The 12,922-nt window shown below is 45.9% G+C and carries 13 protein-coding genes; 1 reads left to right on the top strand and 12 read right to left on the bottom strand.

Annotation, left to right across the window (positions count from 1 at the left end; translation table 11 throughout):
• Nucleotide 1 precedes the first annotated feature (1 nt).
• From AB1K91_RS18135 to AB1K91_RS18095, 9 genes are all read right to left on the bottom strand, one after another.
• Nucleotides 2–1,477, bottom strand: coding sequence for a UDP-N-acetylmuramoyl-L-alanyl-D-glutamate--2,6-diaminopimelate ligase (locus AB1K91_RS18135; protein WP_413091966.1), 1,476 nt, complete (start codon nucleotides 1,475–1,477; stop codon nucleotides 2–4).
• Nucleotides 1,478–1,598: 121 nt separating this feature from the next.
• On the bottom strand, nucleotides 1,599–3,533 hold the full coding sequence (locus AB1K91_RS18130) for a stage V sporulation protein D (RefSeq protein ID WP_413091889.1): 1,935 nt from the start codon (nucleotides 3,531–3,533) through the stop codon (nucleotides 1,599–1,601).
• An 83-nt stretch (nucleotides 3,534–3,616) separates the two neighbouring features.
• Complete coding sequence (locus AB1K91_RS18125; RefSeq protein WP_413091887.1) at nucleotides 3,617–5,752, bottom strand: penicillin-binding transpeptidase domain-containing protein; 2,136 nt, start codon at nucleotides 5,750–5,752, stop codon at nucleotides 3,617–3,619.
• Between the two features lie 16 nt (nucleotides 5,753–5,768).
• Nucleotides 5,769–6,149, bottom strand: coding sequence for a cell division protein FtsL (gene ftsL / locus AB1K91_RS18120; RefSeq protein WP_413091885.1), 381 nt, complete (start codon nucleotides 6,147–6,149; stop codon nucleotides 5,769–5,771).
• Nucleotides 6,150–6,167: 18 nt separating this feature from the next.
• A complete protein-coding gene (gene rsmH, locus AB1K91_RS18115) occupies nucleotides 6,168–7,127 on the bottom strand; it encodes a 16S rRNA (cytosine(1402)-N(4))-methyltransferase RsmH (protein ID WP_413091884.1) in 960 nt (319 codons plus the stop codon).
• Nucleotides 7,128–7,151: 24 nt separating this feature from the next.
• On the bottom strand, nucleotides 7,152–7,583 hold the full coding sequence (mraZ, locus tag AB1K91_RS18110) for a division/cell wall cluster transcriptional repressor MraZ (RefSeq protein WP_413091882.1): 432 nt from the start codon (nucleotides 7,581–7,583) through the stop codon (nucleotides 7,152–7,154).
• A gap of 166 nt (nucleotides 7,584–7,749) precedes the next feature.
• Nucleotides 7,750–9,375, bottom strand: coding sequence for a bacillithiol biosynthesis cysteine-adding enzyme BshC (gene bshC, locus AB1K91_RS18105; RefSeq protein ID WP_413091881.1), 1,626 nt, complete (start codon nucleotides 9,373–9,375; stop codon nucleotides 7,750–7,752).
• A 38-nt stretch (nucleotides 9,376–9,413) separates the two neighbouring features.
• Nucleotides 9,414–9,797, bottom strand: coding sequence for a DUF3397 family protein (locus AB1K91_RS18100; RefSeq protein WP_413091879.1), 384 nt, complete (start codon nucleotides 9,795–9,797; stop codon nucleotides 9,414–9,416).
• Nucleotides 9,794–10,675 (bottom strand): 2-dehydropantoate 2-reductase, encoded by an 882-nt coding sequence (locus AB1K91_RS18095; RefSeq protein ID WP_413091877.1) that lies wholly within the window; start codon nucleotides 10,673–10,675, stop codon nucleotides 9,794–9,796. Before AB1K91_RS18095 ends, AB1K91_RS18100 begins: the two co-directional genes overlap by 4 nt.
• Nucleotides 10,676–10,834: 159 nt before the next feature.
• Here AB1K91_RS18095 and AB1K91_RS18090 point away from each other — a divergent pair, with 159 nt between their 5' ends.
• Nucleotides 10,835–11,284 carry a GNAT family N-acetyltransferase gene (locus AB1K91_RS18090; RefSeq protein WP_413091875.1) on the top strand — a complete coding sequence of 150 codons (450 nt, stop codon included), beginning with the start codon at nucleotides 10,835–10,837 and terminating at the stop codon, nucleotides 11,282–11,284.
• Nucleotides 11,285–11,305: 21 nt separating this feature from the next.
• Here the strand turns inward: AB1K91_RS18090 and AB1K91_RS18085 are convergent, their stop codons facing one another.
• From AB1K91_RS18085 to AB1K91_RS18075, 3 genes are all read right to left on the bottom strand, one after another.
• Nucleotides 11,306–11,782: an RsfA family transcriptional regulator gene (locus AB1K91_RS18085; RefSeq protein ID WP_413091873.1), complete on the bottom strand. Its 477-nt coding sequence runs from the start codon at nucleotides 11,780–11,782 to the stop codon at nucleotides 11,306–11,308.
• A 125-nt stretch (nucleotides 11,783–11,907) separates the two neighbouring features.
• The gene (rpmF, locus tag AB1K91_RS18080; protein WP_095214603.1) at nucleotides 11,908–12,081 is read right to left on the bottom strand and encodes a 50S ribosomal protein L32; all 174 of its coding nucleotides are present in this window, start codon (nucleotides 12,079–12,081) and stop codon (nucleotides 11,908–11,910) included.
• A gap of 31 nt (nucleotides 12,082–12,112) precedes the next feature.
• The gene (locus AB1K91_RS18075) at nucleotides 12,113–12,628 is read right to left on the bottom strand and encodes a YceD family protein (RefSeq protein ID WP_413091871.1); all 516 of its coding nucleotides are present in this window, start codon (nucleotides 12,626–12,628) and stop codon (nucleotides 12,113–12,115) included.
• Nucleotides 12,629–12,922 lie beyond the last annotated feature (294 nt).

The following is a 12,922-nucleotide window of genomic DNA, read 5'->3' as shown; positions in this document are numbered from 1 at the left end:
GTCATTCTCCTAGTCCCGCTCTTTTGATAGCTTCCGCTGCGACAAGACGGTCATCGAAATCAAGCACCTGAGTTCCGATGATCTGATAGGTTTCATGTCCTTTTCCTGCTATCAGAACGATATCATCCGCTTGTGCAAGGTCGATGGCATGCTGGATTGCCTCTGCCCGATCCGGAACGACGACATATTTGTCTGACTCCAATCCTCTGATCATATCTTCCAGGATGGCCCCGGGATCCTCTGTCCGCGGATTATCAGCTGTGAAAATGGCTGTATCCGAATATTGGACTGCTTTTCCAGCCATAAGCGGTCGCTTCGTCTTATCACGGTCGCCTCCGCAGCCAACTACTGTTATTATCTTGCCCTTCACGAAAGATTTTATCGTTGTCAGCACATTCTCCAGGGAATCCGGTGTATGTGCATAGTCGACAATCACACCGAAGGACTGCCCAGCCATGACTGGCTCGAATCGTCCTGCCACTCCAGTCGTCACTTTCAGCGCCTTGCATATTGTCGCAAAAGGTATATCGCTGCATATAGCTGCACCAACAGCAGCGAGCATGTTGTAGACATTGAATTTACCCATCAGCTTGCTCGTGATTCTAGCTTCGCCCTTTGGTGTCTGAAGCAGGAAGCTAGTGCCATTGGATGCAAGTTGGATATCTGTGGCCATGATATCTGCTGGTTTGTCTATTCCATAAGTGCAAACTGGCTGAGCAGTTGATTTTATCAAAGCCTCTGCATAATGATCATCTGCATTGATGACTGCGTATTTCGGATGCTCTGGATCGAAGGTATTGCCCAGCTGGGAAAATAGAAGACTTTTTGCATGGAAATAATCCTCAAAGCTAGCGTGATAATCCAGATGATCCTGCGATAGATTCGTGAATACCGCAACATCGATATCCGTGCCGTGCACCCGCCCCCTGTCCAACGCATGGGAGGAAACCTCGATGACAGCCGTATCTACTCCTTCATCGACCATCTTACGGAATCCTTTTTGCAGGAAAAGTGCATCCGGTGTCGTGTTTTTCACCGGATATGTTTCATCCTTGATTTTCATCTGGATCGTTCCGATTACCCCTGTCGCTTCTTTATTGGCACGGAATATACTTTCCAGCAAATAGGTCATGCTCGTTTTGCCATTTGTACCGGTAATTCCAATGACCCGCATCTCTTTGGATGGATGGTTGTAAAAAACATTCGCTAATGGAGCAAGAGCACGCAATGTGTCCTTCACAAGGATGACAGGGATCGAAACATCGAGTGGGCGTTCGGCAAGTATCGCCGCTGCTCCTTGATCCTGTGCCTGTTTGGCAAACGCATGTCCGTCGACTACGGCACCATCTATACAAATGAATAGATTGCCAGATTCGACTTCCCTAGAATCAATCGTCACACCAGTAATATCGATTTGTTCATGGTCCGCCTGCTGTTCATAAAAAGGCAGTGCGGATAATAAAACTGCAAGTTTCAAAATTGCCACGTCCTTCATTAATCCTTACAAAATGCAAAGTTTAGTTTGTTTAATTGATTGAAGCGTAAAAACCTTTTCCCATTATACCAGAATTTATGTCTGCAGGAATGGTTCATCCGATTTATTCAGGCGGGTTTTCCGATAAATACAGGCGGACAGTGGATCCTGCCTCTATCTTTGTTCCAGCTTTTGGTTCCTGATCGATGATATATTCGCCTTCACCGCTCAATTCTACATTCAGCGTTGTATAGTACTCTGTCAGTTCGCGCTTTTTCATACCAACGAAATCCGGGGTTTCTTCCGGCGGTTCTTCAGGCCAGCTATAAGACTTCTCCAGCCCATCTTTCTGTGGTGCCACCCCCATTGAACGAAGGCTGTCCTCCAGGATGGTACCTACGATCGGCGCAGCCACTTTACCACCGAACTGAATTGTGTTTTTCGGGTTATCGATAGCGACATAAACGACAATCTCCGGATCATTGGCCGGAGCGAATCCGATAAAGGAAAGAATATAGTTATTTTCCATATAGGTGCCGTTCGCTCCTACTTTTTGTGCTGTTCCCGTCTTCCCGCCAATCCGGAAACCTTCGCGGTAAGCCCCGCGACCTGTTCCTTTAGCCACTACGTTTTCAAGTGCGTAACGGACTTGTTCCGACGTGTCCTCGGATACTACCCGCCGTTTCATGACTGACTCGGTGGCAGTCTTCGTTTTACCAGTGATCGGATCTTTCCAAGATTTGGCGATATAAGGTTGATAAAGATATCCACCATTGATGGCTGCTGATACACCCATTACCTGCTGAATCGGTGTCACGGAAACACCTTGTCCGAAAGCAGTGGTGGCTGTTTCGACCTGGCCGATCTTTGCAGGATCAAACAGAATTCCTTTTCCCTCACCTTGCAAATCGATGCCGGTTTTCTCACCAAATCCAAAATCTTTTATATAAGAAAACAGACGTTCAGTTCCAAGTTTCTGTCCCAATGAAACAAAGCCCGGGTTACAAGAGTTTTGCACGACTTCCAAATATGTCTGATCCCCATGACCGCCGCGTTTCCAGCAATGCAATGTAGCGCCGTCGACTTTAATGGAGCCACTGTCATGAAAATGGTCATTCTCCAAATCGACTACCTTCTCTTCCAAAGCTGATGCAAGTGTAATGATTTTGAATGTACTTCCAGGCTCATACGAACTCCAAATCGGCAGGTTCCTGTTATACGTATCAGGATCGGCTTCTTTGTAATTTTCCGGATCAAAAGACGGTCTTGATGACATCGCCAGAATTTCTCCTGTATCAGGATCCACTGCCAGCGCAATGGCACCGTCAGGATTATATTTCGCTTCTGCATTATCCAGTTCCCTTTCCACGATGGTCTGAATATCAGAATCTATCGTCAGCTGCAGATCCATCCCATCAGTCGGTGCCTGATAGACATCCGCCATATCTTCCAGACGATGTCCTTTAGCGTCGGAGAAAAACGACAAACTGCCAGCTTCTCCGCTCAACTCCTCATCATAATATGCTTCCAGCCCCATCAATCCTTGATTGTCGATTCCACTGAAGCCAAGTACGTGGGATAGATAATCACCGTTGGGATAGTGCCGTTTCGAATCTTTGGCGATATATACTCCTTCCATATTGAGGGCCTGAATTGCTTCTGCCTGCTCCTCAGATATTTTCCGCCCCTCTGGATGGATCCTTTCAATCGATGCCTTTTTCGTCACATGCTGCAAAGCCTTGTCCTTTTCCATTCCAAGAATCTCCGCAAGCTTCTCTGCTGTTAAGTCGGGATCCTTGATTTGACGTGGTACGACCATGACCGTCGGTGCAGAAACATTCTCTGCCAGCACTTCTCCGGTCCGATCCAGTATCTTTCCTCTTTCCGGCTCAAATGTAATGTTTCGGCTCCAGGAATCCTCAGCCTTGTCCACCAGATCCTTACCCAGGACGAATTGGACATATGCTAATCGGATTCCGATGACAAGGAACACGATGAAAGCCAAAATAAAAACAGTGACCAGCCGCTTGCGCATCGTAACATTGGATACTCTTTTCAAACAAATCTCTCCCTCGTATACAAAGGTAGGCTTGTATCCATGTTATGTCCGTTCGCAAGCGGATAGACCACTGTTCGGTTTCCTTATGTCGAGAATTCGACAGCAAGATAATCGTTCTTATTCAGCTTCGTTCCTTTTTTGATGCTTTGCGTCTTGGCATAGCCACTGTTGATTGTCTCTACATCCAATTCCAAAAGCTCACCCAATTCAAGTACTTCGCGCATCGACCAGCCTTTGATATCCGGCATTGTCGGTTCATCTGTGACGATGACGGCACGTTCACCTTCAATGACTGCATTGCCGCTTTGGACATTCGTCGAGGCAACTTTATCCCCCTCGCCGACGACAACCACCTCCATGCCGGTTTCCTCCAACGCTTTCTTCGTTGCACGAGTGGACATCCCATCTATATCCGGGACGTGCTTTTCTGTTACTTCTTCCTGATTATCCGTTTGATCCGGGCTGATATCCATATAGTGCAGCGCGTTTTCCATTACATTCTTGAAAATGAAGGCAACTGGTTCACTGCCAGTTTCCGTTGCACTCAGTTCAGGCTGAAGGACGGAAACATACATGATCAATTCCGGATCATCAGCAGGCGCCATGCCAAGGAAGGAAAATAGATAATTCTCTTTCCCCTTCATGTATCCCCCACCACTGGGATTCGGTATCTGTGCTGTTCCAGTCTTACCAGCTACACTATAATCATCCAGTTTGTATGGTTTACCAGTTCCATGTTCAGACGTTACAACCGACTCAAGTATTTTCAAAGTCTCATCTGCTGTTTCTTTCGAGATTGGTTTCGCTTGTACTTCCGTTTTCTTTTGCTCAACTATCTTATTCGTGTCGGGATCGACGATTTTATCGATGATATGCGGTGACACCATCTTACCGTCATTCGCGATCGCACTTGCGGCAGTGATCATTTGGATCGGTGTTACCGTCGTTCCCTGCCCATAGGATGTACTGATTCGCTCTGCTTCGTAGTTGTACAAAATCGTACCCGGTATCTCACCCGGCAAATCAATGCCCGACTTCTGATCAAAATGGAATTTCTTCAAATATTCAAGAAACTTATCTTCACCGATTTTGTTTGCAACCAGATTCGCTACTGCAACGTTGGAAGAACGCTGTATGCCTTCCAGGTAGCTGATTGAACCCCAGGATTTATTATAGTCCCCGATCGTCGTATCTTTGTCGACTTTGTATGTTCCAGATTTATATTTTTCATCCGGATTCCATTTCCCCTCTTCGATGGCAGACGCAACCGTAAACATCTTCATTGTAGAACCAGGCTCAACCGGATTGGAAATGGCATCATTATACCAGTTCTCCACGTTTTCCGGATTGTTTGGATCATAGCTTGGACGATTGCTCATTGCTACAATTTCACCGGTTTTTGGATTCATGACAACGGCACTGATTTTCTTAGGATTCCACTTTTTCTCCACTTGGGTGAGTGTATCCTCCAGCAAAGTCTGGACTTTCTGATCGATGGTCAGGTAGACATTATCGCCATCATGGGCTGCCTGCACTTCTTCACTGGGATTAAGCAGCTTGTATCCATAGCCATCTCGTTCATAGGATATATTTCCGTTTTTGCCGGACAGCTGATCATTCAGCTGCTGCTCAATACCCGTCAGACCAGTAATGACGCCATCTTTTCGCTGGGCAAGACCGATGATCTGAGAGGCGAAAGTTCCATTGGGATAAAAACGTTCAGCTTCTTCCGTGAATTGGATACCAGGTAATTCAAGATCTTCAATTTGTTTCTTTTGATCTTGTGAAAGGCCGCTTCCTGCAGAGCCGAACTCTACTTGCCACAGCCCTTCATCGATACCTTTTTGCAGACGTTCCTTTAAATCAGCAGGATCAGCATCGATGATTTCCGCTATTTCCTCTGCTGTCTTGTCCACATCCGTCACATGGATCGGATGTTTTTTATCCGCGGAATACTTTTCGCTGACAATCGCATAAATAGAATAAGTTGGCTGATCATACGCCAACTCCATTCCATTGCGATCCAGTATCTTCCCCCTCGTCGCTTCCAATGTATACGAGTCGGTCCGCTTACTTTCCGCAAATTCCTTTAAATTTACCCCGGCAACTTCACCAGAGGCTTGTATGAACAAGAAACGTCCAGCTAAGACAAGAAAGATAACAGCAAAGAAGGATAACAGAACCATCGCCATTCTTTGTGACGTCTTGTTACTTTTCATATTAACAGTACCTTTCTCATTCAGAGACTTTATTGGCCTCTTTTACTTTTGCACTTTGCACTTTCAGGCCTGCATCACGTGCGATATCGATGATACGTTCAGGCTTGCTCAGTTCTTTTACTTCATAAGTCAGATCTTTGTTGGCAACCTGCTGATGGCTGATTTCTGCATCCAGCGCTTCCACGTCGCGGTTGATATTATACGTCGAAGCTGCGAAGGTTACGAAATAAGCTGCTGCAGCCAAGATGACCAAGCTGAAAAATGTGTAAAGAATCTTCTCTCCTGGCGTAATCCACGTTTTCTTGTGAACCTTGACTTTTACCTGCCGTTTCGGCTGCTGCTGCGGTCTTTGTGCCGGACTGCTCTGCTGCCAGCTTCTCGCTCTTTCTGCGCTCAAGCTTATTCCTCCCCTGTATTAGAATTCGAATTTGGAACTCCACGGTTTTATCTTCTCTGCTACGCGGAGTTTAGCGGAACGGGATCTTCTGTTATCTTCCAGTTCCTCATCACTTGCAACTATCGGCTTTCTCGTAACAAGAGCAAACGGTGCCTTGCTGTCTTCCGGTAATATCGGGATATTACGCGGTACCGGCAGCGGCGTGCTCCAAGATTTGAATGCCTGCTTACACATCCTGTCCTCCAGCGAGTGGAAGGTAATCACTGATACCCTTCCACCGACTGCAACTATCTCTGCTGTTTGCTGCAGCGCATCCCGGAATGCTTGCAGTTCATCGTTCACCGCAATCCGGATAGCCTGGAAAATTCGTTTGGCCGGATGGCCGCCTTTTCTTCTTGCTGGAGCAGGAATTGCTTCCTTGATCACTTCAACCAGCTCGAATGTCGTTTCAATCGGTTTCGTTTCTCGTCTATTCTCTATTTTTCTTGCAACTTGCTTGGAAAAATTCTCTTCGCCATATCGGAAGAATATCCGCACAAGCTGTTCGTAAGACCACGTATTGACCACCTCATAGGCAGACAGCGCCTGATGCTGATTCATGCGCATATCAAGCGGCGCATCGTGCTGATAGCTGAATCCTCTTTCTGCCTGATCGAGCTGCGGAGAGGATACGCCAAGGTCGAATACAACCCCATCCACTTCCGTGACGCCTCTTGCCTCCAATTCGCTTTTCAGGTGACGGAAATTCGCCTGGATATATTCGATTCGATCGCCGTACTCCGCCAATCTGGCCGATGTGGCCTCGATGGCTTGCTTGTCCTGATCAAACGCATACAGCTTTCCTTTTTCGGATAACTGTTTCAAAATCACTTCGGAGTGACCGCCTCCGCCTAGGGTGCAATCCACATATGTACCTTCCGGCTTCACAGCAAGTCCTTCAATCGTCTCCCTGTTCAGCACACTATAATGTTCAAACAAGCTTTTACATCCTTTCGGCTGCCATCAAATATCGAAATCAAGCATATTTTCCGCGATTTCAGCAAAAGATTCCTCAGATTCATCAAAATAGGAGTTCCATTCGCTCTCCGCCCAGAATTCAATCCGGCCGGATACACCAATGATGCTAACATCCTTCTCCAGCTTTGCATATTTCCTGAGCGGTGCAGGGATGTTGATTCTCCCTTGCTTGTCAAGCTCACATTCGACTGCTCCTGAAAAGAAGAAGCGAGTGAATGCACGGGCATCCTTCTTGGTCAATGGCAGCTTTTTTAGTTTTCCTTCCAGAAGTCTCCATTCCTCCATAGGGTATCCAAACAGACATTGGTCCAATCCTCGGGTCAGTACGAACCTGTCGCCCAAGTCTTCTCGGAACTTGGCAGGTACGATAATGCGTCCTTTCGTATCGACCGTATGCTGGAATTCCCCCATAAACATAGACTCCGCCCCCACTTTCCATTTTCATAGTACCACATCCCCCCACATTTCACCACCTCAATATGCACACTTTTTATTAGCATTTTCTCCCTTCCCTAGCGCTTTTTCGGACGTTTCTGCACAAAAAAACGCGCCTGGTCGTCGACCAGACACGCATTCTGTTCCATTATAACTTTACGATATAGTGCGAGGTTGTGAAATCATAGGTTTTCTGCGATAATTCGCGCCAAATCTCCACACCATGTCTATTCCAGTATGAAAATACATTCCATGTCCGCTCCTGCAGCCCATTTTCCGGATGGAGCATGCATTGGATATGATCAAAATGGGATAATGCCACCCCATGCTGTTCTTTGATCCTGGCCTCCATTCGCTTCACGAGGAAATCGATATCTTGTTCCAAATGACGGAGATTCTTTTCCGCTAAACTGCCAAGATCATCAGCAATGACCGCAGCACTATGTCGCAGCGGTGCGTGCAATTCAGCCATCGCTTGCTTCACTTGTTCAGATAATACAGCAATCGGCGGCTGCTGCTGTGCAGCTAGATAATGAATCTTCTCCGCTTCGACACCAGAAGTAATTGCTTTTTCCAGACTTAGACGATAACGATCGAGCAGCTTCTCCACTTTGCCGTCAAGCATCGTGAAAGAAAGACGCGGCATCACAGGAGGCATGTTGAAACCAACAGCCTCAAAGCCTGGCTTCAAGTTCGCCCAATATTGAATCTCCCCAGGACCAGCGATGAAAGCAAGCACCGGCAGCAAATAATCCTGCATCAACGGTCGTGTCACGACATTGTTACTAAGTCTTTCGGGGCTTGATTCCGCCACCAGTAACAGCTCTTCCTCTGTAAATACAGCTTCGTCCCCTTTTCCGCGCCAATTTCCTTGGTCGTCGCGGACGAGCAGTGTCCTTTCTCCTTCGATGTAACAGAACAGGTTGGCATCTTCTGTTTCTGCACCCAGTACGTCTGTGTAACCCATCTGCTGAAGTCTCTGCGATGCACCATAGACACCATGGCTTATCTCCAGCTGTTTGCTGATCAGCTCACGGAAAAAGGGACGCTCTATTTGGCGCAGTTCTGGATCACCTGAATCCAACAGTACCAAACCAGTTTCTTTGTATAGGTGGTGAATGAGCTTGGCGAAGAAATCGACGAATGTTCCAGACTGATTGAGAATGTCGCTGATTATCCGGTGGATATCTTTCGTGTACTCTGTTTCCGGCAAAGAAGCGATCACTTCGTGCAAGAAATCATGCATCAGTTCATTGTCGAGTTTTACATCCGAAGCAGCTATCTTTTCGGTCAAATGCTGTTTCCACTTCAGTTTCTTCATATTATTACGATTCGGGAGGAATATGTGATTGATTTCCTCCACATCATGGTCCTCACCTGCTATCCAGAAAACTGGTATGACCGGTGTCCCGAGCTTTTCACTTTGCTCCGATGCAAGTGCGATGATGGAAGTTATCTTATGCAATGTCAATAAAGGACCAGTGAAAAGTCCCGCCTGCTGGCCGCCGACGACAGCGACAGTTTGGGAGTCTGCTAATTTATCGATATTCTGGAATGTAGCTTGATCTGCTCCCCACTCTTCATTTCGTTTATGGAGAAGTTCAACCAGCGCCTCCCTCGGAAATTTTCGAGCTTGGAGCTCTTTCAGTCTGGACACATAACTATCCTGACGAAATGGAGAGAAATCGAAACTTCCCATGATGGATGGAAGCTCTGCCCGATAATCGGCCACCAATTTGTTTGGACTCTCCAGTCCCATTGGTTGTATTACCATAATAAGTACTCCTTTTTATTTACATCTGAATATATGTATTATTGTCTGATGAATGTGATGATAACACCCGTCATTAACAGCAGGATGTACAGCGGACCGAACAAAAGGAAGCAGATGCGCAAAAAAATCCGCCACACATGCTTGAAAACGATCTCGCCTCGGTGTTTGTGATGCATCAGCACGATTGTGATAAACAACACCGCAAGGAATCCAATCATATAACCGATTACTGCATGCTGTAAAATGATTTGCAACATAATCATAACAGAAAAGATATAGAATACGGCAGTAGTTTGCACGCTATGGAGAAAAGCATTCCGCCTCTTGCGGATAATACGCCGGGCAATCATATAGTATAACCAAGTTGCAAGCGGCGGGACGGTGATTGCTGCAGCCAAAAGATAAGCAATTAAGTGGGTCATGGATTAGTCCTCTCCTGCTGTTTCGTAAGTCCAAGTATACTATAGTAAACAAAGTCCGTATAAGGAACCGCTTGTTGTGCATGCTTGCGGATATAACCGGAAATGGTTTCGATTTCCGTCTTTCCGCCAGCTTGGATATCCTTATACATCGAAGATTGATTAGTTTTTGTAGCTTGTATGATCCGCCGTATGTTTTCCCATTGCTGTTTCTCCTCAAAACCAAGCGTAATGGCAGCTTCCCTGCATAACATAACTGCCACTTTCTCAAATGATTTGTGTGCAAGCAGTTCACCATTTTTGACTCGATAGATGCTAGTCAATGGATTGATCACCGCATTCGCAATCAACTTTGTCCCTAGCATCTTATACCAATCCGGCTCATACACAAAAGGAAAATCCGTTTCATCCAGCTGTTCTGCAAGTTCATCTGCATAACTGCCAGTCAGATTGGCGAGTCGGATTGCGGCTTCTCCTGTATGCTCTATTGTACGGGCATCTATTCTCATGGCTCCATGTTCGACAGAACCAACAATCACCGGATAAGTGACATCTTCCTCACGCAGCAGATCGGTATGATTCATTCCATTTTGAAGAAAGACGACTGCAGTTTTCGCATGCTGCTTCAGTTCCTCCCAAACAGCTTTCAAGTCGTATTGCTTCACGCAAACAATCCACACATCCGTTTCTTCCAGATCCTGTAAATAGTCAAAAGGCAAGGCGGCAACCTCTGTCACCTTATCTGCCATAAAAATTCCTTCTGCTGCAATCTTACGGGATTGCTCTTGAGTTCTTGTCAGAAGCCGCACTTCATGAAATCTGCCGAGCTTGGCGGCTACAAGCAACCCGATCGCCCCTCCGCCGATCACATTGATTTTCATCCCCGTTCCCCCATTCGTCATATACCTAATTGTTTATTTTAGCAAAAGAACAGACAGAATGGACATAAGAAATATAACGCTTGAATTTGTAAACGTTTTCATATATATTGAAAACATAAGCACGAAGCAAAATTTTTTAATACGGAGAGGGGAATCTGTATGACATTTGCTAAAGTGGAAAAATTGCCAGTCAACTACAAAACTGCTGAGGATTTCGAACGCTTTGCAGCACAGGGGAATGCAGAGCTTTCTATGCTGGATGAATTCCGGCTCAGTCTTATCGAAAGCGATGATGACACTTTATTTTATGGAATTTATATGGATAATGAGCTTGCAGCCAGAATGGCGCTCACTTTTGTGAACGAACAGCGTGACAACACCTTTTATCCTCCTAAGGGATATGTGGAAATATCGAAACTTGAGGTGCTGCCAGCATACCAAGGCAATAAACTCGGTTCTTCTCTTGTTGCGTTCGTCCAGTCTTTTGCCAAGCCAGTCCGTACGAAGGCGAGGGTCAACTCGGAAGCCTTTTGGAACAAACTGCATTTTAAGGACAGCCAAAAGCAGGAAGACAACTTATCCATCATGACATGGCAGCCGACAAAATGAAAAAAGCCCAACTGGGCTTTTTTAATTTGTCTCCGCTTCCTCGATTACCCACCGGCAAAGCTTCTCCATTTCAATGCATGCATCCTGATACCGTTTAATTTGATCCTTAAGCTTGGCGTTTTCTGCTTGAAGTGTGCGCAATTCTTCTTGCGGTGCCTTTTTCGGTACCTGGATATTCTGTTTCACTTTCTCAAGCAGATCGATGGCTGCTTCCAAGCTGATGGATTCCTTCTCATCCTTTGTCGGGGCAGCTTCTTTTTCTGTTACAGGGAGCTGCTGTTTACGCTGTTGTTTGGCAATTTCGATATCCGTTTGATAATACTGCCGAAGCGACGCATTCCAGCGGAACCCACAGGCAGCCGCTGTCCGATTGAGCTTTACCGCGACATCACGGAAGGCATCCAGCTGCGTCTTGCCTTCCTGTATATAATCCAACACCGTATTTGCCAGCAGAACATCCTCTTTATCCGACCATGCATCCTGTCTCGTACTTTTCAAAATGCTTCCCCCCTCTTCTATTCTGCTATCAATATATGCGAGAGGGGAAAATACTAGACTAGAAAACGGACGATAGAATATAAAAAAACATCTGTCGGCAATATTGCCGACAGATGTCGTCTTACTTACGCTTCAACCACTGCTTTTCCATCGTAATGTCCGCAAGATCTGCAAACGTGGTGTGGTTTTGTAAGTTCTCCACAGTTAGAGCATTCTACCATTCCAGGTACATGCAATTTTTTGTGTGTACGGCGTTGGTTTTTAACTTTTTTAGAAGTTCTTCTTTTAGGTACTGCCACGGTCCTACACCTCCTTCAATCGTTACAATGCTTATTCGTCGTCCTTCTTCAAGAGAGCCTGCAGCTTCTCAAGCCTCGGATCGATCTTGTCCTGCTGGGCTTCCTCACTGGCAATCTGCCAGCCTTCTCCCTCTGTCACGGCATTATCATATACCGTTTGATCATCGGAAAATACACGAAAAGGAACATCCAAGAGAATATTTTCCTCTATATACGGTTTCAAGTCAAGCAGTTCTCCTTCAACAGGATGTATCTCCGACTCGTCATCCGCACTTGCATAAGGAGACAGCGTAAACAATTCAGTCGCATCGATATGGAATTCATACGGCACATCCACCAGAGTACGCGCACATGGCAAGATCATCTTCCCATCGATCGTGAACTTGACAGTAATGTCGTTTCCATATGATGTAGCCTGACCGCTGACCTTCACCGGATCAATACGACGAATGTCATTCTTGCCCTGGATGTCTGAGACATCCACTTGCTCTGTAAATTCGAAAGGTTCAAGACCTTTGGCTTTCAGCTTTTGAACCGGAATTTTCACGTTAATTCACCTCATGGCAACAAAAGTAATTGTAAAAAAAAACAGAAGCTTTGTCAATATATTTTCTTTACACCAAGGCAATAATTAGCCTATATTCTTACTAAAGAATATTTATCCTATTGTAACACTAAAGAAAAGCGGAGAAAACCGTTTAGAAACGGAGTGGTAAGTGAGAAAGCCCGTAGAAAGGTGCCCTTTCCTTTCGCAGGGATTTATCGCTTACAGCGCAGTTTCTGGTTTCTACAGCTGGACACCAACGAAAAGCGAAAGAAACCGCTTAGAAACGAAGAGGTA

Source organism: Terribacillus jepli, from assembly GCF_047228925.1.
Lineage (GTDB): Bacteria > Bacillota > Bacilli > Bacillales > Amphibacillaceae > Terribacillus.
The sequence above is the reverse complement of the archived record's forward strand: the minus strand, read 5'-3'. Positions and strand labels throughout refer to the sequence as shown.